Raw genomic sequence first — 24,056 nt, forward strand, 5'->3', positions numbered from 1 at the left:
TATTTAAATTTTGCGTTATTCTTCACCCTCTTTTAAAATGCTACGAACCCAAGCCTGCATCTCATCTTCTAGATTAACGATTAATTGATAAAAATGTGCTTGCTTAAAATCAGGATATACTATCAAACAATCTGCTAACTGAATAGCCACTCTTTCTAAGCTTAATAACATAAATTGAATAATTATTTCATGTGAACATTTAATTTTTAATTTATTAATTTGTAAATCAACCGTTGCTAAGTTATCTAGTTTATTCAATTGTGCAGGTTCAAGAACTATTAACGTATTAAATAATTCAAGGACATTATTAACAAGATTACGATTTAGCTCAAAATCCTGCTCTTTTAAGATCTTCAAAAACAGTAACGCTTGCTCTCGTAAAGCTGACTGTAATTTGAAGAAAGGTGTTCGATAATTGTCCAATTGTTGAAAATCAATTTCATTTTGTTTGATTGTAAAGGAATCCAGCCATGAGTTATGATTATCGGATCTTAATTTGCCATCTTTCAAGACTGTAGATTTAAATTTTATTTGATGCTCAGCTAAAAAACTTTTAGCAGATGGTGTTAAAATAGTACCTCTTGGCAAAGATATTGAATCTTTATCAAATAGTTCCTTTTGTTTAAACATTTGACGAACATCATCTTCTGTTAGTAGTTTACCCAAGAGGCACCTCCTTTCAATAAAAGACCGCAATCATCACTTGCCTACTTTTTAATCATCCTCCATATTGGCCTTTTCTCCCAACATGTGTGGTAAAATTGCATCCACTTCACTATGCGGACGAGGAATAACATGAACTGAAATTAATTCACCAACTTTTTCACTTGCAGCTGCACCAGCATCAGTAGCTGCTTTTACAGCTCCAACATCACCACGAACCATAACTGTAACTAATCCTGCTCCAATTTGCTCTTTACCAATTAAAGTTACATTCGCAGCTTTAACCATTGCATCAGCAGCTTCGATAGCTCCAACTAATCCTTTAGTTTCAATCATTCCCAAGGCATTTGTATTTGACATAATTCATTTCCTCCTAATAGTATCTCTTCTATTTATTTTATTGAATTTTTTCTAAAACCTGTTTTACTAATTCATCAATTAGTTGTTGTCTATTATCTTCTAAACCTTCAGAAACATTATTCATTCCTGACTGCTTACGGACATCTTCCAATTCACATTTACCAACAGCAATATGTTTAATATTTAACAGATTCATTGGTCCAACATTATCTGATAAGGAACTTCCCCCAATAGCACCACATCCCAGTGTTAAAGCAGGATTCAAACAAGTTGTGGCCCCTATTCCTCCGAGAGCTCCAGGTGAATTAACAATTACTCTTGAAGCCGGGACTAAGGAAGAATATTCACGAATAACTTCTTGGTTTTCCGAATGTAAAATGGCAGTATGACCAGCGCCTTCATTCATTAAAAGTTTTTGTGTGACAGAAGCAGCTTCCTTACAATCTTCAACTTCATAATATGCCAAAATTGGTGTTAATTTCTCACGGGAATACGGATTATTTTGACCAATATTGTTACTATAATCAGGAGCAATTAAGACTTTAGTTCCTGTTGGAATCTTAATATCCGCCATTTTTGCTAATCTATCTGCGGATTTTCCTACAATCTGCGGATTCATTGTGTTATCAGAACGCAAGAGAAACTTCGACAGCTTATCTTTTTCATCATTATCTAAGAAATATGCTCCCTGTTTTACTAGTTCTTCATGAACCGCATCTTTATTAGATCTTTCTACAATAATAGATTGCTCAGAAGCACAAATTGTTCCATTATCAAAAGTTTCTGAATCCATGATTCTTTTTACTGCTAATGCCGGATCAGCACTTCTTTCAATATAAGCAGAACCATTTCCAGGTCCAACACCTATTGCGGGGGTCCCAGAAGAATAGGCCGCGTGAACCATTGCTCCACCACCGGTCGCAATGATCATCTTAGTCTCTTTATTACCCATTAACTCATCTGTTCCTTCTAAGGATAAAATGGTCATACCAGATATTAATCCTTCCGGAGCACCAGCTTTAATGGCAGCTTCATTGGCAATTTTGATAGCTTCTAAAATGCATTTTTTAGCATTGGGGTGTGGAGAAAATACGATGGCATTTCCAGCCTTTAGAGCAATTATTGATTTATAAAACACGGACGATGTAGGATTAGTAGAAGGAATCAGCCCTGCTACAACTCCTACGGGCACTGCCATATCAACAGTTTTATTTTCAACATTTTCATCAATAATTCCTACGGTCTTTAGATTCTTATAACGTTCATTAACGGTTTTAGAGGCAAAGATATTCTTTAAAGTTTTATCCTGCCAATTGCCAAAACCTGTTTCTTCTTGTGCCATCTTGGCCAATTTTTTACTATTAGCTACACCAGCATCGGCAATAGCTTGACAAACTTTATCAATTTGCTCTTGTGAAAAATCACGATAAATTTTTTGTGCTTTCGTTGCCTTATGCAGTAAAATTCGTACTTCCTGCATTGAAAGTAAATCTACATCAGTTAAAGTCAATTATCTTTTCCCTCCTTTAATTCATCTAAAATAGCCTGAATTAGGGTTTTCTTATTTCCCATCTTTATTTGTTTCTTAGTTAAAGTGCTTAAATTCATTTTGTAGGCTTGTTTTCTTAAATCTACAACGCGCATTTTTTCTAAAGATTCACGATCACTGACCCAAGTTTGAGGATCATCACTTGGTGAATTGGGCGTTAATGATTTTGTTGGTTCTTTGGCTATATTATTATTTAATGTTTCATTGAAATTGCTATTTTCTGGATTTTCTTGAACAGTTTTATCTTCTAATTCTTTTTTGAAAGATGAACTAGATTGAATATCTTTTATTACGGGATGGGAATGTTTATATTGAGTTAAGCGTTCTGTTTGCTGGTCCAATCTTGCTATAACAAAATGAGAAATTAAACATTTTAAATTTTCGATACTTGAGATTCCTGCATCCACTGCAGCATTAACAGCTGCAACATCACCAATTAATAATACTGTGACTAATCCTCCACGCGTTATTTCTAAATCTAATAAAGAAACATCGCTTGCTTTTAAAGCAGCATCCGCAGAAACGACAGCTCCCAGAAATCCTTTTACTTCAATCATTCCTAGACTTTCTATCGCCATTATTAATCACATCCTCATTTAATAGTAGGATTATCTGCTACTGCTTTTACGGCTCCAGCAAAGGCATCACAAGCAGCTTTACATGCCGATTGGCTACCAATTAATAGTCCCCCACCAAAATTCGTTTCCGATGGTGGACCATATAAGATGCCAATATCTACATCCGCTGCTTTTATAGCCGCATCGACTCCGTAAATTGATTCTAAAGGCGGTGCAATTAAATAAGCAATAGCTCCACCTTCTGTAACTCCGGCTATTTTTGATAAATAACTACCCGTTCTGGAAATGGTATGAGCAAAATAGACAATACTATCATCTTCATTAGCACTAATAAAATGGGCTTCTTTTTCAATTACACTAATGCATCTATCTAAGCCGCTCCGCACTTCAGCTGGATTTGGTCCACCTAAAATGCCAATAACTTCACCTGCCAATTTTGTATTTGCATTATCGGCACCAGCATACATACTTTTGCCATATACAACTTCTACATCAGCGGTCTTCGTGGCTTCATCCAACGCAACATAGGTTACATCATCACTATCAGCTGTAATAAGACCCAGACTTTTAATGCTGGATTTTAGATGTAAAGCCTGTGCTAATGAATGATCTACATTAGGAATTAAACGAGTGCTTAAAACATTAGCTTTTACAATACTGTCCTTCACATTAAATCCCCCTTTCACCTAAATTATTATGACTAATTTTCAGATGTTTTAAGATCTATTCCTGACTTCTTTAAACGCAGAATTTTATCCAAAAGCTCAGCAATATATGCTCCGGCCTCAACAGCCGCCATACCTCCATCATGAATATTAGAAACAACTGTTCGGTTAACTTCTGGCATTCCAACTGTAGGTTTATAAGCTATATAAGCACTCATTGATTTAGCTGTTACTAATCCTGGACGTTCACCTACTAGCATACAGACAACATCTGCACCTGTAATTTCACCAATTTGATCTTCTATCCCGACACGAGCATATTTTACAAAGATGACATCTTTTGTTTCAAAACTTAAGTTATAAGTGCGTAATCCTTGTTGAATCGCTGGAATAATATCCGGAACGTTGGCTTCAATAGCAGCAGAGCTTAATCCATCTCCTACCACTAATTGAATTTTAGGATTTGCTGTGACATTATCTTTAATTTTTTTAATCATTTCATCAGAAAATTGCCGGCCATGATCTGGGCGTGTTAGATACTCATCCTTAGATTGACAAGTCGTCTGCGTCTCTAAAAAGCCCATCTTCTTCGGTAATTCTTCATCTACATCACTAAACACAGCATCTTGCGCTGCAGCATGATCAGCACGAAAGCGTAAAACTGATGCAGTTTTATAACGACAGCCCGCTCGCCACATACCCAAACGAGCCGGTGTAAATGACTTCATTTTTAAATAACCCTCTTTATCATGAGGATGAGGAACTAAAAACTGCTTTTTTAAATCAATTTGTGTAATATCATCTAAAACTTCTCCCGATTCCTTATTATCATTATTTGTGTTATCAGCATTATCATTCTTTGATAAGTTGGTCTTAGCAGAAGCTTGAGGATCTTTAGAAGTCATATCCGTCAAAATATTTTCAATCATCGACTTAAGCTCTTGTTCATTCATTTAATCACCTTCTCTATTAATCCAAGAAAATTGATGCATCACCAGCAATTTCTGTCAATTTTCCATCTTTAGAAATGCCCATTTTTTCCATCCATTCTTCAAATTCTTTAATAGGATGATAACCAAATATTTCCCTGATTGTAGCTGTTTCTTGATATCCAGTAGATTGGTAATTTAACATGACATCATCAGCATGCGGAATCCCCATTATATAATTGCAGCCAGCTGCACCTAATAAAACCGCTAAATTTTCAGCATCATTTTGATCTGCTTTCATATGATTGGTATAACAAACATCACACCCCATCGAAATTCCTTGTAACTTACCCATAAAGTGATCTTCCAAACCAGCGCGAATAACCTGTTTTGAATTATATAGGTATTCAGGTCCAATAAATCCGACCACTGTGTTCACAATATAAGGATCAAATTTTTTAGCAAAGCCATAGCATCTAGATTCCATCGTTAATTCATCAGCACCAAAGTTGGCATCAGATGAAAGCTCAGAACCCTCTCCAGTTTCAAAGTACATCACATTAGGTCCGGGACATTGTCCTTGTTGCAGTGCTAAAGCACGCGCCTCGCTAATCATATTAGCATCAATCCCAAACGACTTATTTCCTTTTTCAGAACCAGCAATAGATTGAAATATTAAGCCCGCTGGTGCTCCTCGTTTTACAGCTTCCATCTGGGTAGTAACATGGGCCAAAACTGCACATTGAGTAGGAATATTCCAATGAGAACGAAACTCTTCAAATTTATTTAATATTTTAGATACATTATCTACAGAATCGTCATTAGGATTAAGGCCAATAACAGCATCACCGATACCCATACTTAACCCTTCCATTACTTCTGCCATAATGCCATCAATATTATCACTAGGATGATTGGGTTGTAGACGAGAAGAAAAAGTTCCCGGTTTACCAATCGTAGTATTGGCAGTTTTTTCAACAATAATTTTCTTAGCTGCTACTACTAAATCCATATTAGTCATTAATTTGGCCACTGCAGCTGCCACTTCCGATGTAATACCAGCACGAATACGTTTAATGTCATGATTAGTTGTATTATCATCTAACAACCATTCTCTTAAATCAGAAATAGTCCAATTCTTAATCTCATTAAATATTCTCTGATTGACCCCATCGATAATAATACGGGTAACTTCGTCTTCCTCATAAGGAACAGCTGGATTATTGTAAATATCATTTATTGTGAGCTGACTTAAAACAACTTTTGCAGCCACTCTTTCAGTGGCATCCTTAGCAGCGACACCTGCCAATTCATCCCCTGATTTTACTTCGTTTGCTTTAGCCATAACATCTTTGACTGAATTAAAACTGTACAAATTATTTGCTAATTTCGTTTGTAAAATCATCATTTACCTCCTTTAAGATATTTTTTAAAATTACCCAAAAATTAGCGTTTTTACTATCACTGGTAAGACCTCACCACCAGCAATGGGCTCACCGATATCAATGTAATCACCATTTTCTACTTTCACACTATCAATACAGACAAATGGATAATGTGAAGGTAGTAAGGTGAAAAGGCTATGACCTAAAGCCTTAGCCATATCTTCATGGACCATAACAATTAAAGGATAATTTTTATCAACTAAAACTTTTGTCCCCTTAACAATTGCTTGAGCATATTGCTGAACGCTCTTAAAACTCGGACTCTTTTGACCATTAAATGCCAAAGCAACATTATTTAATTCGTTTTGAACTTTATACCAATCCAGCATTTCTAAAATTTTGGCAGATAATTTTTCACTATCTAAATCTTCATATTGCTTAGGAATTTTTAGAATGGGGAGATTACGAATTGGCAATACATTTTCTGTATAGGCAATTGTACTTCCTGTAACATCTATCGTATGGGATCCAGCTCCCACAACCGTAGCACGAATAGTTTCTACCGACGGATAAACTATCATTTTCTGGAAAATAAGAGAATGCCTTATAGAGTTCCCTAAAAGTAGTCCAATATCGCCATAACGAAAAATATCTTTTGGCAACCGTTCATCCAAGCAATCTGCCACACCGCCAGAAAAAGTTACGCCATCTATACGATTGTCCAAATTTAGTGGATGGTTGGTTACAAAGAATTCAAAGTAGGGACTGGGTTCACCTAAGCCAACACTATTTTCTAGAACATGTGTTAAACACTCGATTATTGGTGCCAATTGCTTTTCATCAGTAACCGCACCCTCTGTAATATCTAAATTAAGGTTGTCGATTAATTTTTTTATCTTAGGTGAAATATACGTGATCTTATGCTCATTAGGTGTTATTTTAATTAAACGACCTCCGATATCAAAGCAGGCTGTACTTAAGACATCATTACTACTAAACAAGCCTAAATTGCTTGTACCTCCACCAATATCCATATTGACGATATTCTGACGATGTTTTTTAGAGACAATATTAGTACCAGCGCCTTTTCCAGCAATTATACTTTCCAAATCTGGCCCTGCAGTAGCTACTACAAAATCACCAGCGTATCCACTTAAAGCATTCGTCACGGCACTAGAATTATCTTTCCGAGCAGTTTCTCCCGTGATAATAACAGCACCCATTTGGATATCCTCTTTATTAATCTGTGCCTTCTTGTATTGTTCAGAAACAAACTGTTCAATTGCTTGAGAATCAATTTGAGTTGATGATTTTAAAGGTGTGAAAATAATATCACTTTGGAAAATAACTTCTTTTTTTGAAATGTTAATACGCGGTACTGAAAACGCAGATGCAAAATTTTTAACTGTTAAACGTGATAATATCAATTGTGTCGTAGATGTACCTAAATCAATGCCCACACTCAGAACTTGATCATCATCCACCCAGCATCGCCTCCTTTCCATGTAATTAAAAAGAGCTCAAAGAACTTCTCCATTACCAATAAAAGTAATAAAGAATTCCTTTGAGCTTCATTGCTCATTTACAACCTCAATGTTGTAACTTTTGTTTAAATGAAAAACTAATTTTAGTACCTTTTTTTGAAGAGCTTATCTTTAAGCGACCTGACAATTTATCTTTTACATAACTATTTATAATGGCTAATCCGAGACTATCTTTCTTAACTTTAGTAGTATCAAATCCCACACCATTATCTTCCACAGTTATGGTAATGATATTATCAACAATTTTAGCTTCAATTTGGACATATTTTTTTATTTTTTGACTGCCATTAAAGGCATGAGATACAACATTTTGTAAGATTTCATTAATAATAATTGCTAAAGATACAATTTGATCACTATTAACAAAAATTTGAGGATCGATTTTCAGTTCAATATAAAACTTCATATTTTGTTCATTCAATTGAACAAAGTTAGAAATAAACAACTTAATAAAAGCTTTTAAATTAGTAGTGCTTACTAATTGTTTGGACATTAATTCATAAGTAGAGGCAATAGCCATGATGCGGCTGATGCTCTCAGCTAATGCCCTTTTAGCCTCATTATTATTTAAACGATGCTGTTGCAATCTCAGCAATGATATTACTGACTGTAGGTTATTTTTAATTCGATGATTTGTTTCACGAATAGTAATAGATTTAGAATTAATTTCATCTTCTTTAGCCTTTATATCAGTTCTATCTTGAATTAAGAGAATTAATTGATCTTTATTCGTATTCCATAACTTCTTTTCTTTAAAATAGTAATTAAGATAATTAAAATTATTAGTAATCATATTTTTATGGTTATGTTTAAAATATGAGACAATTTTTAAAAAATCTACACCATCTAGAGAAAGATTGTCATAGGTTAGACCGATTATATTATCAAAGTATCCTAATTGTTTATACAAATTAATGGCAACCTTATTTGATAATACTAAATAACCCTCTTTATTAAAAACTAAAATTGCATCAGCTAATTGATCAATAATATCATTCCCTAATTGTCCAAATAGTTTAAGAGCGGAAGAAATATCATCATAAACAGTCTTATCATTAGCACCTTCAAAACCATCCAGGACTGTTCGCGAAACATCAGATTCGACAATAGTAACGCCTATTGCTTCATTATTATCATTAAGAATAGGATAAGTCCTTTGCCTAATAATCCTTCTTTCTTGAGATCTAGCTAACAAATCTACAGAGTTAAGTTTTGTTTCTAACGTATGAAACACAGCTGGTTCATTATACTGTAAAACTTTTTTACCCACAATTTGTTCTCGATAAAGTGAGGCCTTTGTTTTAGGAGGTTTATGAAACACAACTAAAGCTAAATTATTATAAACATTCCAAACATCAATAAATACATCTAACTCTTGATATTCGGGAGTATCAGCAATTATCCTTGATTGTTCTGTTAAAAGAGAAATATCCGTCTTTGATAAATCTGTATAACGGGAACACAAATTTTCTAATTCACTAAGCATTTAACTAATCATCCGCTACAATTAATTTGGCAATAATATCCATGGATTTTCTTTTGGACATACTCAAATTGCGTAATAACTTATAAGCGTCATTTTCTGAAAGATTGTTTTCTTCCATTAAAATGCCTTTAGCTCGTTCAATTAATTTACGATTATCTAATTGTGTTGCAAGTTTTTTGATTTTTTGGGTTAACTCCTGTTGCTTTTTACTATTGGCTAAACCAATTTTGATTGTTGTGAGTAAAGATCGTTCCGATATTGGTTTCACCAAGTATCCTGCGGCACCCATTTTTTCAGCTGCTCTAGTATCGTCTAGATCACTATAAGCAGATAAATAAATTATCGCTGAAGCTAAATTTTTTTCAATAATTCTTTTACCCGCTTTAAGACCATCTAAAACCGGCATTCTAATATCCATAATGGCAACGTCTGGCAACTCTTTTTGACAAATATCGATTGCCTCAAATCCATCCGTGCCTTCGCCAACTACTGAGTAACCAGCATTTTCAACAATGTCACGAATATCCATTCTTGTGATGGGTTCATCATCAATGACAACAATTCGCTCATTCATGACAAAATTCTCCTTAATATTAAATAATCAAGTTAATAATCTTATAATTAATTGATGAACATATAAGAAATCTATAACTAAATATAACTATCCTCAAGAATTTTTTCAACTTCAGCTTGACTCGGCTGACGTGGATTAGTTGTTGTTGTTCCGTCTTTTAAGGCAGCTGAACTAATAGAAGCTTTTGTTTCTTCAAAAAAGTCTTGTTTAACACCACATTCGCTAAGCGTTGCGGGCATTTTAAGACGCTTACGTAATTGCACAATTGCGTTGATTAAACTTCTGACAGCAATTTTAGGGTTAGCTACATGAATTCCTATTAACCTTGCCAAATTAGCATACTTTTTCGCCGCTCGATTAGGTTCTTTCATAACGCCGGTTTCCATTTCTGCATTATAAGAAATTATATGTGGCATCAATATAGTATTTAATCTACCATGCGCAATATGATATTGTGCGCCAGCTGCGTGGGCAATCCCATGGTTTAAGCCTAAGTTAACGAGATTAAAGGCCATTCCCGCAATACAAGAGGCATTATGCATTTTCCTACGGGCTTCCATATCTGATCCATTTTCACTAACTCTTTCTAGATAAGTAAAGACCATTTGAAATCCCTTTTCTGCTAATGCATCAGAAAAATCGTTAGCATTAATAGAGACATAGGACTCCAAACAATGGGTTAAAACATCCATTCCTGTATCAACAGTTACTTTTTGGGGAGCAGATTCTACTAAATTTGCATCTAAAATTGCTATTTGCGGCAAAATTTCATCAGTTACTAAAGGATATTTAACACCTTTTTCATCATTTGTGATAACTGCAAAATTGGTAACCTCTGATCCAGTTCCGCTCGTAGTAGGAATGACAATAAGATCTAATTTAGAATTATCTTTAACAGCATGGGCTACAAAAAATTTCATAGCTTTTGTAGCATCAATGGCCGATCCACCACCTACTGCAATCAGTAAATCAGCTTTAAATTCTTTTAACGCTTCAATTCCTACTACTATCTCAGAAATAGGTGGATCCGGTTTGATTTGAGAAAATATTTTCACTTCATTGTTATCATCTATATGCTTAGTTATCTGTTCGATGTTATTGGATTCGACCATAAAAGGATCTGTAACTAAAAAAATACGTTTGCCCTTTATTTCATCTAACCCATCTAAAGCGCTTTCTCCAGTCCAAATTTGCGTCCCAAATTGTATTTTATCTACCGGCATAAAAACCTCCTTTTTTACCTAATAAAAAATAAAACCAAAACGAGATAAAACTATGTACGCCATTGTACTGAACATTTTTACTTACATAGTGAATTATAATACTTGTTAATAACATCGTCAATTACAATTAAGTAATAAACAAAAACCGCTTACAATAATTCCTGAATTAATGATAGCTAATTGATCAAAAATTAACTAAAAATTTTACTTTTCATCTTGCTAATAATCTGATTATACAATAAATCTAGAAAATGAGCCTAAACAAAAAATGCTTATAAATAGCTATAAATACAAGGCTAATAAAACTCTTAATTAAAATTTATGTAGTTTTCAAATTAAATTCATCAAGTAATCACTAATTAATTAGAAAATAGGCTACTATAAAGCAACAAAAAAATCGCAGTCATAAAAAACTGCGATTTTTATAGACGCCATTGTCTTAATATAGGTACATCATTGTACTATTGAGATTGAAGGGAAAAGCACTCTGACCAACCCACGGGACAGAATGCTTAACGTGTCATCTATTGAAAAGATCTGACTGATAGCACTTCGACTAATCACAGTGGCGGGACCGTACCAGAATTACGCTGGTTTCCATTCAATAAATGCCCTATTCAATTTCTATATTGATTCTAGCACAAGTACAATAATATAACAATGATAATTAATGAAAAACTCTGTTTCCATGTTCATAAAAAATTTCATTTTTATCTAATCGGTAATTCATCACTCGCGCTAAAGCATAAAAATAATCGGACAGGCGATTAATAAATATTAAAATTTTAGCTGGCAAATTAACACTTCTGTTTAAAGTAACTACTTGTCTTTCTAAGCGTCTTGTTATTGTACGACATACTTGTAATAATGCTGCTTGCTTGCTTCCACCCGGAAGAATGAATTGTGTTATTTCTTCAGGTTCGTCTTGATAAGCATCAATTCGACTTTCTATCCAATCAATATATTTGTCATCAAAAGCATCATTATCCTGATCTAATTTAGGATTAGCTAAGTCTGTTCCCATATCAAATAAACAGCTCTGTAATTGGATCAATTCTTGTCTGATTGTTTCTTGGCTTTCAATCTCTGCAACAGTTAAACCAATAAAAGAATTTAACTCATCAACAGTCCCATAAGCCCATACTCGGTCGGAATCTTTACTAACCTTTCCACCACCGATTAGCTGGGTCATACCCTTATCGCCAACTTTAGTATATAACTGCATGCTGCGCCCCTAATCTAATAAAAACTATTACTTTTCAACTTTTTATATATAAAATTATTTTTCAAAATCATTGATCAAAACGATCGATAATCCCCACAATTGCGCAGTCACTAACATTACTTACATTCTTATTCACCTGTATGGCATGACGAGCTCCAGCTCCGCGTGACAGCAAGACGTATTCACCGATACCTGCGCCTACAGAATCTGACGCAACTTCTTGTGAGCGAATAAAATGTCCTTGAGCATCAATAGGTTGGACTATCATTAATTTTTGACCCACTAATGAACTATCTTTTTGTGTTGATACAATACTTCCAATTACTTTAGCCATATACATGTTATCTCAATCCCTATTATCAATAATTATTAACTTTTTTTCAGTTCAATATCTTTCGGCAAAATATTTTCAATCTCAGAATGTGGGCGCGGAATAACGTAAGAACTATACACGTTACCAACTTTTTCGGCAGCCGCTACTCCTGCATCAACTGCTGCTTTTACAGCACCAACATCTCCTCTAACCATTACAGTAACTAAGCCGCTGCCAATTTTCTCATAACCCTCTAAATCAACATTGGCCGCTTTAACCATGGAATCAGCTGCTTCAATAGCTGGTACAAGTCCTTTAGTTTCAATCATTCCTAATGCATTATTCATTTAAAACCCCTCCAATGAATATATCACATGATTAAATATAAGAATTTAAATAACATAAACAAGTAAAACGATTCCAGTTCACAGTGATAATATAACATCAAGTCAAAATTAATACAATGAATCCTTATTAAATAAATATTAGTACACCTTGACAATAACCATTAGCTGCATTAATTAGTTAGACGATTATATTAGAATAATTAAAAATAACTTTTATATTATTGAAAAAGATCTTCAAGATAAATAACAAGAAGGTATTTTTAATAGCTTCTATATTATCCAAATTAATGTAAGGGGCTTATCAGGCCATTCTCTTATCTATATGATTCCCTAATACTGATAAACTAAAGCAAACAATAAAGTAAAGCACTGCTAGTGCCGCAAACATTGGCAAAATATAGTTGGCATTTTGTCCGTAAATTACTTGTGCATGCTGCATTAATTCCGGAACCACAATAATCGTAGCTAACGAAGTATCTTTAATCAAAGAAACAAATTGGCTAATAATTGCCGGAATCATCTTTTTATATGCCTGCGGCAAAATTATGTGCCATAAAGCCTGTAAAAAGGTCATTCCTACCGATCGTGCCCCTTCCATTTGCCCGATATCAACCGCATTTAAACCGGACCGCACAATTTCTGCAATCATAGAAGATTCAAAAATTGTCATTGCCATAATAGCTGCCGGTATAGTTTCTGGTTTAAAGCCAAAATTCGGCAATCCAAAATAGGTAAAGAAAATAATTAATAGGAGCGGCAGGTTACGAATTAAATCAATTACAAAGCCAAAAATCGCGGAAACATATTTTATTTTAGAGTATCTGATAATACCTAAAATAGACCCAAAAATAAAACTCAAAACTACTGAAATAACGGAAATATAAACTGTAACACCTAACCCCATCAATAAAAATCTAAGATTAATTAAGGAATAGGCATGAATCCAATTTTGCAATGCTGTCACCTCCTAGGCCACTCTTTTTTCTAAATAACGCATATAATAACTTAAAGGCATTGTCACAATTAAATACATAATTCCGACTACAAAATAACTGTTTATTGTATCAAAAGTTATTGAAGCAATCGAATTAGCTTGATACATCAAATCAAAACCTGCCACAAAAGCTAATACCGAAGAATTTTTGACTAAATTAATAAATTGGTTGCCTAAAGGAGGAATAACAATCTTAAAAGCTTGCGGTAAAATAATATTCCGCATCGCCTGCCAATAGGTCATTCCGACTGAACGAGCACCTTCCATTTGTCCAATATCTACTGATTGAATACCGGAACGGATGGTTTCAGCAATAAAAGCGGAAGTATAAAGTGTCAAACCAATAGTTCCAGCTGTGAAGCCATTAATTTTCACAAAATAGAGCGGAATAACTAGATAAAAGAACATAGTAATAACTAATAAAGGAATATTCCGTAAAATTTCTACATAAGCCCGGCCAATTATCCGGGCGGTTTTATTGGGCACTACTTCCATAATTGCAAAAAAAGAGCCAATAATTAAACTAAAAAATAACGCTAAAACACTGGAGAGCACTGTCCAGCCTAAGCCAATTAGTAATTGATGCCCATAATGAGTAATAATATTAATCATTTGCGATACAACTCCTTATAGTTAAATCCTGGTACGTTACCGAACCATTTTTTAATTAATTCATTATATTCACCACTTTGTTGCATTTCATCTAAGGCTTTATTAATGGCTTTAACAAAGTCTTTTTGATTTTTATTTACTGCAACTCCGTATGGCTCTTTAGTAAAGGTTCCTCCAACCACTTTATAACCAGGATTTTGAACTGCTAACCCATATAAAATACCATTATCTGTCGTTAAAGCCTCTCCTTGACCAGATTTTAAGGCATTCATCGCTTGAGCATAATCTTGTAATTCAATAACATGGGCTTTAGGTGAAGCCTTTTTTATATTTTGAACGGAGTTTGCACCCACTACACCAATAATGGTATGCCCATTTAAATGGTAGGCATCTTTGATTTTGGAATTATTGGGAACTAGTAAAGACTGCCCCGCATCAAAATACGATCTGGAAAAATCCAAAATTTTCTGACGCTCAGGTGTAATTGTCATTGTCGCGACCACAGCATCGACATTACCATTTTTTAAAAGTGGTGTCCGTGATTGTGAAGTCACAGTCACAAAAGTGGCTCGGCCTTTTGGTCCTAAGATATGCTTCGTTAAGTGTTTGGCAATATCAACATCAAAACCTTTTTGTTGACCATCATGGACATCAATAAGTCCAAATAAGCTGACATCGCCTTTTACACCCCAAGTAATAGTATTAGCCTGTTGTGCATTTTTTAAAACTGATTGGGTTGCTAGGCTACTACCACAACCAGCCAATAAAAAAACACTTGCTAATAAGGAGAAAAGTAAAAACTTTTTTTTCATAACTAGTTCCCCCTTAATGAGTAATAATTTTACTCAAAAACTTTCTTGCTCTTTCAGTTTTTGGCTGTTGGAAAAAGGACTCTTTTTGATCATCTTCAACAATCTGTCCAGCATCCATAAAAATAACCCGATTAGCAACTTCTTTAGCAAAACCCATTTCGTGAGTAACAATTAAGGAAGTCATATCACTTACTGATGTAACTCGTTTAATAACCTGCAAAACATCATCAATCATTTCCGGATCTAATGCTGAGGTGGGTTCATCAAAAAGTAATAGTCGCGGTTTCATTGCTAAAGAACGGGCAATAGCTACCCGTTGTTGTTGCCCGCCAGAAATTTGTGAAGGCATATTGTTAGCCTTCTCTTTCAATCCTACCATGTCTAATAATTTCAAAGCTTCAGTTCGATTTTGCTCTTCCGGCATTTTTAACACAATTCGCGGTGCCAGCATAATATTTTCTAGAACTGTTTTATTGGCATATAAATAAAAATGTTGAAATACCATTCCTACGTCGCGTCGTAAAATATCAAAATTAGTATTTGGAGAAGATAAATCATGATTATTAACGATTAATTTACCTGCCTGAATTCGTTCCAGACCATTAATTGTTCTGACTAAGGTACTTTTTCCTGACCCTGAGGGTCCTATCAAAACGACAGTTTCTCCCTTGTCAATTTCCAAATTTATATCTATCAAAGCATGAAAATGTTCGTAATATTTTTGGACATCATGAAACTCAATCATTGACATAATCATCGCTCCTTAAATTTAATTAAAGTATATTTTATACTCAAACATTAATAATATGCAATTCTTTTAATAAAAAAAGCCTTAATTTATTTCGAAAAACATTATTTCAATAGCAACTAGCCCCTAAAAATCACCCAAATTGATAAATTTCTAATTACTTACGAAGTTATTATCAAATAAGAAAATTTTAATCAAAAAATAGTCGTGACTGTTTTAAAAAATTTACTATACTTGCTTACAATAAATAAATCACGAACTATAGTAAGAATTATTATTATTTTAATTCATTCTTTAGTTAATTATTTGTTCCAAAAACAAACATTTAGCCTTTAATAAAAAGATAAAAATAAAAGAACTGTTATTTTGCCCCTCGCTTTAGGTATCATTAGGATTTTAATTAAATTATTTTTATGATAGCATGAACTTAGAATCACTATGAGGAGTTTAATTAAAATGAAGTATTTTACATATTTATTTAAATATTTAGCGTATTTATTTTTAACCGGTATGGCGATCTCGGCTATTATCAATCTAATAATCAGCCTTACAAAGGCAAATGATCACTTATTGTTAGAAATCGTCATAATATTACTTTATATACTTATCGTTAGTATATTCGGATTCCTATTTTATTTTCATAAAAAAAGTATTTGGCAATTTTTGTCAGTACCCAAAAAACGGCGTCTATTATATCTTATTGGCACCGTTATCTTGATTATTTGGCAAATAGTTATGATTATCAATTTGACTACCTATGTCGGGTGGGATCCACAGCAAACCCTTCTGTCTGTTGTTGCCCGCCCTCATATGCAAGGTTGGTTATATGATTATTTATCCTATTGCCCCAATAATCTATCATTATATTATTTATTTGTTTTTATTCGTAAATTTTGTTCTATAACCCATTTGCCTTTTTCAATGCTGACCATTAATTACTTCAACATGATAATTATGGATATCGCTTTTTTGCTTTTAATATTGGCCATAAAATACTTCACCAATAATCGAATTATTTCCTTACTTGGTTTTGCAACAATTTTCTTTTTACTAGGATTTTCTCCTTGGATTATTGTTACCTACACAGATACCTTGAGTTTATTGCCAGTTAGTTTAGGTTTATTAGCACTAGCACTTCTAATTAGGAAAAGAAACTATTATACAGCCATTTTATTTGGCTTATCTGGAAGCTTGTGCTTCTTTGTCAAACCTTCCAGTAGTATTTATTATATTGCCGCTATTATTATATTAATATTAGTTTCAATAATACATAAAAATTGGGCAAATATTATTCTAACGGCACTGGCTTGTCTCACCACTTTTTTAGTTTCTATCAGTATTCAACTGTTTAATACTCATCAAACGATGTATCCTATTGATTCTAGTGTGGCTCTTCCTGCTACTCATTATTTAATGATGGGAGCTCAAGGAAATGGCAGTTACAACTTACAAGATGTACTTTCCGATATTAATGACCCGGATAAAGCCAATTTGCCGCACAAAAATATTACTAAGTATTGTCAAAGGGTTAAAAAAATGGGAATTATCGGCTATTCTAAATTTTTAATAAATAAATTTTATTGGACAAATAATGATGGTTCTTTGGGCTGGGGTGTTGAAGGCGGCCCGGATTTTATTAATCAAACTATCCGGCCTTATTCTGCTGACTTTGGAGGATTATTACGCCGTTTTTACTGGCCTTTAGGCAATTGGTCGTGGATGTTTTATGCAATAGCACAGTTAATCTGGATAAGTGCTACTATTCTCCTAGTCTTTTCTTTTCGGGCTGTTGATTATTTATCAGAAATCACTAAAAATTGGCTTTATTTAACCATTTTTGGCAACAATCTATTTCTTCTATTGTTTGAGGCTGGGCGAAGTAGATTTTTGATTCAATTCTTACCGATTCTTATTTTTATAATTGCGCTATCTTTATATTTTTTACTATTCAAAGATCAATCGCTTTCTCATAAGTCAGTAGATTCTAATTATTCAGTAAAAATAAATTAATGACGGTATAAAGCGCGATAATCAAAGCCCGGAACATTCTTAAACCATTTTTTAATTAATTGATTATACTCGCCATCTGCTTCCATCTCGCTTAAGGCTTTATTGACAGCTTGAACAAAATCCTTTTGGTTTTTATTTAAGGCAACCCCATACGGTTCATAAGTAAAAGTTCCTCCGACCACACGGTATCCGGGGTTTTGGACTGCTAAACCATATAAAATACTATTATCAGTAGTTAAAGCCTCGCCTTGACCTGATTTAAGGGCATTCATTGCCTGGGCATAATCCTGCAGTTCTAATACATGAGCCTTGGGAGAAATTTTTTTAATGTTCTGCGCGGAACTCGCTCCGACAACCCCAATGACCGTATGTCCATTTAAATGGTGGGCATCTTTAATCGACGAATTTTTAGGTACTAATAATGATTGGCCCGCATCAAAGTAAGATTTAGAGAAATCTACCACCTTTTTTCGTTCAGGTGTAATGTTCATCGTTGCGATCATAGCGTCAACATTTCCATTTTTTAATAACGGTGTCCGCGATTGTGACGTCACAGTTAAAAATTTAGCCTTCCCTTGGGGTCCTAAAATATGCTTTGTTAAATGTTGTGCCATATCCACATCAAAACCCTTTTGACGGCCGTCGTGAACATCAATTAAACCAAAAAGTTTAACATCTCCTTTAACTCCCCAAGTAATGGTATTAGTCTTACGAGCATTTTCTAAAACTGATTGTTGCGCTACACTTTTACCACAGCCAGCAAACATTAATAAACTAACTAATAAGCATGTTATTAATAATTTTTTTTTCATTTTACAGTCATCCTTTAGCTTGAAGCCCTATCGTATTAATTTTGTTTATAACAGTCTTCTTATTAATCATGCACAATTACTATTTTAGAAGTATTTATAAAAATTTACAAAATGATACCCGATAATCAAGGAAATAAAAATAAAATATTTTATAATCTTAAATTTTGAATTGCTTATTTTCAGTTTTTGGAAAAACGAATTCTAAATTAGAGTTTCTCAAAAATGTCTTGGTAAGCCTAATACAACAGTAATAAAAATTTAGAAGTTTCGCTTCCCGTTTCAGTTATTTTACATATTCTTGAAATAGGCAAAACTTTAATAAGTATTCAACCCACAAACTAATAGAGTATATTCAATTCAATATAAAATCAAGAACATCAATAATCTTTAGGCTGTTTATAAATCTAGATCCACTAGAAATTAATGAAAGCTTTTGAACAAAAGAATTATCTTACTTATTCTTTATCATCACAGCTTATATTTAATTTTTTTATCTTTTACCCCTATTTAACAGTCACAACTATTAAACAAATAATAATTTTTTACTTTCAGGAGAATTTTTATTATTTTAAGCGTATAATACTGAATGTTTTGTTACATTTAGTTTAGGGGATGTTGACCAGATGAACGAATTAAATCCTGAAAAAAACAAGTTTATTAGTTGGCCGGTAGTGGCTTTAATGGACTTTGTCACCGTTATTGGCTTTGATGACATTATTTATAATTTCCAAAATCAAGGTTTAGCTGTGGTTACTACTTGGATTTTAATGCTCTTCGTCTTTGTAGTACCTTATGAAATGATTGTTGGTCATCTCGGCTCAGTTTTTAGTCACGATGGTGGTGGGATGACCTCTTGGGTTCGCCATACAAGTGGTGATTTATGGGGCTATATCTGTGCTTGGACCTATTGGGTATCGGGTTTGCCTTATATCGTTGATGTTGCTAATTCAATGGTGATTTCTTTTGGGTGGATGATTTATGGTAATAATTCTTTATCCAGCAAGATGAGTAATGCCATGTTTGCTCTTTTAACAGCGATCATCTTTACAATTTTTATTTTTATTCAACACCGTTTAAAAAATTCACTGCAGGTTTTTAGTGTGATTGGCGGTGGGGCCATGTTTTTGATGACCGTTTTATATGTAATTATGACAATGGTTTACTTAGGAAAAGGCGGAGCTCCACATACCCAGCCCTTTAGTTTACAGGCTTTTGTTCCGCATGTAGATATGAAATATCTAGCTTCTTTTGCTTTAATCATTTTTGCAATGAATGGTTCTGAATTTGCTGCTCCTTACGTCACGGAAATGCAAGATGCTAAACGTGATTTCCCTAAAGCCATGTGGATGTTGGCAATCATGACGGGCTTTTTAACAGTTTTAGGCTCATTTGCTTTAGGAATCTTTTTCAATGCCCATCATTTACCCAATGATCTAAAAATGAATGGTTCTTACTATGCTTTTCAAAAAATGGGAGCTGAATTTGGCTGTGGTCAATTCTTCCTTTATGCTTTTGCCATTACCCAAGCCATTTATATGATGGCTCAGTTGGCAGTTCTATTAGATGGCGGTACCAGAATGTTTTTATCTGATACAGCCAAAAAATATCTCCCGGCTTCTCTCACTAAATTAGATGAACGGGGACTGCCAATTAATGGTTATTGGCTGACTACCGCAATCTGCACCTTCATTATGGTAGCCAGTGCGACCTTACCGAATATGAATTCAATTTTTAATCAATTATTAAATCTTAATGGAATTGTTTCTCCTTATACTACTTGTTTTTTGTTCTCTTCCTTTATACTGGTCCGGCTTCATAATGATGATTATCCGACTGATTTTGTTTATATTAAAAATAATAAGTTAGCCATTGCCGTAGGAACTTGGTGTTTTCTTATTACCTTTTTATTTGCTACTTTAGGTATTTGGCCAGTCGATGAAAAACCAGGCACCAAAACTTTTTATCATGTGCTAACCTTAAACATCGTCGAACCTTTAGTAATGCTGCTGATTGGGGGAATTTTACCGCTAATTGCTAAATATCAGCGTACACATCAAAACTCTCATATTTAAAACAGTTCACAGCCTCTCAACAGGCTGTTTTTTTGTATAATAAAAACAAGAATCTAAACAAAGGAGTTAAAGTTTTTGCAAATAACGCAAAATGTGATTATTGCTGGAGTCAGTCATTTACAGGAAAACTTTGATTATTCGATGGAAGAATTGGTTCATTTAGCTGCTGCCGATAACTTAAAGGTTGTAACTCAAGTTCGGCAGCATTTAGATCATATTAATAATCAATTCTATTTTGGTCAGGGTAAAGTTCAAGAAATTAAGCATTTGGCTCAATACTATAATGTACAGTTGGTTATTGTTAATGATGAATTATCACCAGCCCAAGTTCGTAACTTGGAAAAGGCAACCCAGCTACAGTTTTTAGACCGTACTGAACTAATTCTGCAAGTCTTTGCTCAGCGTGCTCATAGTCGCCAAGCCCAATTGCAAGTTGCAATTGCCCAGTTACAATACCAATTGCCCCGAATTCACCCTTCTGGTAATCCTTTAGATCAGCAACGTGGACATGGAGGTTTGGCTAACCGCGGTGCAGGTGAAAGTCAATTGGAATTAAATCGCCGAACCATTCGCCAACAAATTAATAAACTGCAACAAGACTTGCGTCATGTTCGGCAAACCTTAAATATTCAAAGTAACCGCCGTCAAAATGCTCATCTTCCTCAAGTAGCATTGGTGGGCTATACCAATGCAGGTAAATCAACCACTATGAATGGCTTATTATCTTTGGCTAAGGAATCTGCAGATAAACAAGTTTTAGTGAAAGATCAATTATTTGCGACGTTAGACACTTCTATTCGTAAAATCTCGCTGCCGCAGATGCCGGATTTTTTAATATCTGATACCGTCGGCTTTATTAGCAAATTGCCTCATAACTTGATTGAAGCATTTCGCTCTACTTTAGCCGAGGCTCAAACTGCGGATTTATTAATTCAAGTTGTAGATGCCTCATCTTCCCAATTACCACAAATGTTAGATACAACCCAACAAGCTTTAACCGCTATTGGCATTCACAACAAACCCATGATTTATGCTTACAACAAAGCAGATCGTACCACCAATTTTGTTAAACCTGAAATCATTGGTAATAGTATCTATTATTCTGCTCTGCAAACCAGCTCTTTGAAAACTCTCATAAATTTAATTTACAAACACTTGTTCAAACAATATCATGTAATCAAAGTTCTTATTCCTTTTGCCGATAAAAAGTTGCATCACTATATTCATCAACTGACCATTCAACGACAAGAATACACATTTGCAGGTACTATTTATCAACTTTTTGTCAGTCCGCAACAAGCCCTGAAACTGCAAAAATATCAGCTTAATTAAATTGTAAAATAGTTTCCACAATTAGCTTTTTCTCATATTTCTATTTACTTTTAATGCTGAAAATTGTAAACTATACTCAATATTTTAAAAAATGTGCCATAAGGAGAGGTTCAAATGAAGTTTAAAAAGCTCTTAATTACTGGAGCTACGGTAATACTCAGTGCAACCGCACTAGCTGGCTGCGGTTCCTCATCTTCCAAAAGTCAAGCGCCCAAAAATACGGTACGTATTTCTGAAAAGGACGTTATTGCAACAATGGATTCTTCAATGAATACAGATGTCATTGGCGCGCAAAATTTAACTAATACAATGGAGGGATTATATCGCTACAAAGGTAAGGACATTAAGCCTGCTTTAGCCACCAAGGTAGTCAAACCTACTAATAATGGTTTAACTTATACTTTTTCTTTAAGAAAAAATGCTAAATGGTCTAATGGTGATCCTGTAACAGCAAATGATTTTGTTTATGCTTGGCGTAGAACTGTTAATCCCAAAACCAAATCACAATACGCTTATATCTATGAAGGTATTGCTAATGCTAAAGATATTACCGCTGGAAAAAAACCAGTAGATTCTTTAGGTGTTAAAGCGGTAAATGACCATACTTTACAGGTCAACTTAGAAAAACCTATTCCGTATTTTAGTCAATTAATGACTTCTTCGACTTTCTATCCGCAAAATCCACGGACCGTTAATAAATGGGGTAAAAAGTATGGAACTAATTCTAAAACTTTAGTCTTCAATGGCCCGTATAAATTAGTTAAATGGAGCGGAGCTGATAATAGTTGGACTGAAGTTAAAAACAACAGCTACTGGAATGCTAAAGATGTCAAAGTTCAAAAAATTCAGTATCAGGTTGTCAAAGATCCTTCTACTTCTCTCAATCTCTATCAAAGTAATAAGTTAGATCGAGCATCACTTACAGGAGATATCGCTAAACAGATGAAGAAGTCCAAGGGCTACGGTATAATTAAGAGAAATGCTACTTTTTACATTACGCCGAATATGAAAAAACAACCAGTCTTCAAAAACGAAAAAATTCGGCAGGCAATTTCTCTATCCATTAATCGCCCGCAGCTAACTAAACGCGTTTTAGGTGATGGTTCTGTCGCTACTAATTCATTTACGGCAAGTAACATGGCTTTTGATCCGCAAGATAAATCTAAAGACTTCGTTAAAGAAACCAATGCTTCTGCTAATAAATATGCCAAATATGACCCTACTGAAGCGAAAAAGCTTTGGAAACAGGGTCTAGCAGAAACAGGCAACACTGGTAAAAAGTTTAACTTTACTTTATTAGGTGATGATACCGACACTGCCAAAAAACAAAATGAATTCCTGCAAAATCAACTAGAAAAACTCCCTGGAGTTAAAGTTACTTTAAACAATGTACCTTTTAAGAGCCGACTCAGTCGCTCAGACAATGGTGATTTTGATATGGTAGTTACAGCTTGGAATGCTGATTTCCCAGATCCAATTAATTTCTTAACCTTGTTTACTTCTGATTCCAGCTATAATTATGGTAAATGGAATAATCCAGAATTCGATGCATTAGTCAATAAGAGTTTAACTGATGATGCTAATAATCCGGCAGTCCGTTGGAAAGACATGATAGATGCTCAAAATATTGCTAATGAGCAACAACCTGTAATTCCATTGTATCAGCAAGGTGAAGCCTGGATGACACATGCACGAGTTAAGGACTTAGATTTTGGCCCAGCAGGATCATACAATATGGTTTCACTTCGTATTAAAGACTAATAAAAATCAATTAATAAAGGTGAAGTTCAAATATAGGTAAAAGCTTCGCCTTTATTTTGTTA

The 24,056-nt window shown here is 34.2% G+C and carries 23 protein-coding genes and 1 riboswitch; of the genes, 4 read left to right on the forward strand and 19 right to left on the reverse strand.

Translation table 11 applies throughout. The annotated features are described in order from the left end of the window. Positions 1–15: 15 nt before the first annotated feature. The 18 genes from JG29_RS07270 to JG29_RS07355 all read right to left on the reverse strand — a co-directional run bounded on the left by JG29_RS07270 (position 16) and on the right by JG29_RS07355 (position 16,010). A complete protein-coding gene (locus JG29_RS07270; protein ID WP_045923285.1) occupies positions 16–666 on the reverse strand; it encodes a hypothetical protein in 651 nt (216 codons plus the stop codon). A gap of 48 nt (positions 667–714) precedes the next feature. Beyond that, entirely contained in the window at positions 715–1,023 is a 309-nt protein-coding gene (locus tag JG29_RS07275) for a BMC domain-containing protein (protein ID WP_045923286.1), read from the reverse strand. Positions 1,024–1,060: 37 nt separating this feature from the next. Beyond that, the gene (locus JG29_RS07280; protein ID WP_052696334.1) at positions 1,061–2,533 is read right to left on the reverse strand and encodes an acetaldehyde dehydrogenase (acetylating); all 1,473 of its coding nucleotides are present in this window, start codon (positions 2,531–2,533) and stop codon (positions 1,061–1,063) included. Then, positions 2,530–3,150, reverse strand: coding sequence for a BMC domain-containing protein (locus tag JG29_RS07285; protein ID WP_045923287.1), 621 nt, complete (start codon positions 3,148–3,150; stop codon positions 2,530–2,532). The genes JG29_RS07280 and JG29_RS07285 overlap by 4 nt, the downstream gene beginning before the upstream one ends. Positions 3,151–3,164: 14 nt before the next feature. Next, positions 3,165–3,818 (reverse strand): ethanolamine utilization microcompartment protein EutL, encoded by a 654-nt coding sequence (eutL, locus tag JG29_RS07290; protein WP_045923288.1) that lies wholly within the window; start codon positions 3,816–3,818, stop codon positions 3,165–3,167. Between the two features lie 32 nt (positions 3,819–3,850). After that, a complete protein-coding gene (gene eutC / locus JG29_RS07295; protein ID WP_045923289.1) occupies positions 3,851–4,768 on the reverse strand; it encodes an ethanolamine ammonia-lyase subunit EutC in 918 nt (305 codons plus the stop codon). Between the two features lie 16 nt (positions 4,769–4,784). Continuing rightward, complete coding sequence (locus tag JG29_RS07300; RefSeq protein WP_045923290.1) at positions 4,785–6,149, reverse strand: ethanolamine ammonia-lyase subunit EutB; 1,365 nt, start codon at positions 6,147–6,149, stop codon at positions 4,785–4,787. Between the two features lie 30 nt (positions 6,150–6,179). Next, on the reverse strand, positions 6,180–7,613 hold the full coding sequence (gene eutA / locus JG29_RS07305) for an ethanolamine ammonia-lyase reactivating factor EutA (RefSeq protein ID WP_232297102.1): 1,434 nt from the start codon (positions 7,611–7,613) through the stop codon (positions 6,180–6,182). Between the two features lie 106 nt (positions 7,614–7,719). Next, positions 7,720–9,159, reverse strand: a complete 1,440-nt coding sequence (locus JG29_RS07310; RefSeq protein WP_045923292.1) for a histidine kinase N-terminal domain-containing protein — start codon at positions 9,157–9,159, stop codon at positions 7,720–7,722. A gap of 4 nt (positions 9,160–9,163) precedes the next feature. Beyond that, positions 9,164–9,733: an ANTAR domain-containing response regulator gene (locus JG29_RS07315; protein ID WP_045923293.1), complete on the reverse strand. Its 570-nt coding sequence runs from the start codon at positions 9,731–9,733 to the stop codon at positions 9,164–9,166. 77 nt (positions 9,734–9,810) lie between these two features. After that, positions 9,811–10,956, reverse strand: coding sequence for a 1-propanol dehydrogenase PduQ (locus JG29_RS07320; protein WP_045923294.1), 1,146 nt, complete (start codon positions 10,954–10,956; stop codon positions 9,811–9,813). 477 nt (positions 10,957–11,433) lie between these two features. Continuing rightward, a riboswitch (adenosylcobalamin (AdoCbl) riboswitch) is annotated at positions 11,434–11,582 on the reverse strand. A gap of 41 nt (positions 11,583–11,623) precedes the next feature. Further along, a complete protein-coding gene (locus tag JG29_RS07325) occupies positions 11,624–12,181 on the reverse strand; it encodes a cob(I)yrinic acid a,c-diamide adenosyltransferase (protein ID WP_045923295.1) in 558 nt (185 codons plus the stop codon). 67 nt (positions 12,182–12,248) lie between these two features. Beyond that, positions 12,249–12,521, reverse strand: a complete 273-nt coding sequence (locus tag JG29_RS07330; protein ID WP_045923296.1) for a EutN/CcmL family microcompartment protein — start codon at positions 12,519–12,521, stop codon at positions 12,249–12,251. A 29-nt stretch (positions 12,522–12,550) separates the two neighbouring features. Beyond that, entirely contained in the window at positions 12,551–12,841 is a 291-nt protein-coding gene (locus JG29_RS07335; RefSeq protein WP_045923297.1) for a BMC domain-containing protein, read from the reverse strand. Positions 12,842–13,142: 301 nt separating this feature from the next. Further along, a complete protein-coding gene (locus tag JG29_RS07340; RefSeq protein WP_045923298.1) occupies positions 13,143–13,796 on the reverse strand; it encodes an amino acid ABC transporter permease in 654 nt (217 codons plus the stop codon). A gap of 12 nt (positions 13,797–13,808) precedes the next feature. After that, positions 13,809–14,447, reverse strand: a complete 639-nt coding sequence (locus JG29_RS07345; RefSeq protein ID WP_045923299.1) for an amino acid ABC transporter permease — start codon at positions 14,445–14,447, stop codon at positions 13,809–13,811. After that, positions 14,444–15,259 carry a glutamate ABC transporter substrate-binding protein gene (locus tag JG29_RS07350; protein ID WP_045923300.1) on the reverse strand — a complete coding sequence of 272 codons (816 nt, stop codon included), beginning with the start codon at positions 15,257–15,259 and terminating at the stop codon, positions 14,444–14,446. The genes JG29_RS07345 and JG29_RS07350 overlap by 4 nt, the downstream gene beginning before the upstream one ends. Before the next feature lie 13 nt (positions 15,260–15,272). After that, complete coding sequence (locus JG29_RS07355) at positions 15,273–16,010, reverse strand: amino acid ABC transporter ATP-binding protein (RefSeq protein ID WP_045923301.1); 738 nt, start codon at positions 16,008–16,010, stop codon at positions 15,273–15,275. A gap of 711 nt (positions 16,011–16,721) precedes the next feature. Here JG29_RS07355 and JG29_RS07360 point away from each other — a divergent pair. Next, positions 16,722–18,017: a glycosyltransferase family protein gene (locus JG29_RS07360; RefSeq protein WP_345787372.1), complete on the forward strand. Its 1,296-nt coding sequence runs from the start codon at positions 16,722–16,724 to the stop codon at positions 18,015–18,017. On the opposite strand, the gene JG29_RS07365 is transcribed toward JG29_RS07360, so the two are convergent. Beyond that, on the reverse strand, positions 18,014–18,829 hold the full coding sequence (locus JG29_RS07365; RefSeq protein WP_045923303.1) for a glutamate ABC transporter substrate-binding protein: 816 nt from the start codon (positions 18,827–18,829) through the stop codon (positions 18,014–18,016). The two genes, JG29_RS07360 and JG29_RS07365, sit on opposite strands and share 4 nt — an antisense overlap. 623 nt (positions 18,830–19,452) lie before the next feature. Between JG29_RS07365 and JG29_RS07370 the strand changes: the two genes are divergently transcribed. The 3 genes from JG29_RS07370 (at position 19,453) to JG29_RS07380 (ending at position 23,994) form a co-directional block, all read left to right on the forward strand. Next, positions 19,453–20,901, forward strand: coding sequence for an APC family permease (locus JG29_RS07370; protein WP_045923304.1), 1,449 nt, complete (start codon positions 19,453–19,455; stop codon positions 20,899–20,901). Positions 20,902–20,976: 75 nt separating this feature from the next. After that, on the forward strand, positions 20,977–22,233 hold the full coding sequence (gene hflX / locus JG29_RS07375) for a GTPase HflX (RefSeq protein ID WP_156961647.1): 1,257 nt from the start codon (positions 20,977–20,979) through the stop codon (positions 22,231–22,233). 114 nt (positions 22,234–22,347) lie between these two features. After that, on the forward strand, positions 22,348–23,994 hold the full coding sequence (locus JG29_RS07380; RefSeq protein ID WP_045923305.1) for a peptide ABC transporter substrate-binding protein: 1,647 nt from the start codon (positions 22,348–22,350) through the stop codon (positions 23,992–23,994). Positions 23,995–24,056 lie beyond the last annotated feature (62 nt).

The sequence above is a fragment of the Bombilactobacillus mellis genome (genome assembly GCF_000967245.1).
GTDB lineage: Bacteria > Bacillota > Bacilli > Lactobacillales > Lactobacillaceae > Bombilactobacillus > Bombilactobacillus mellis.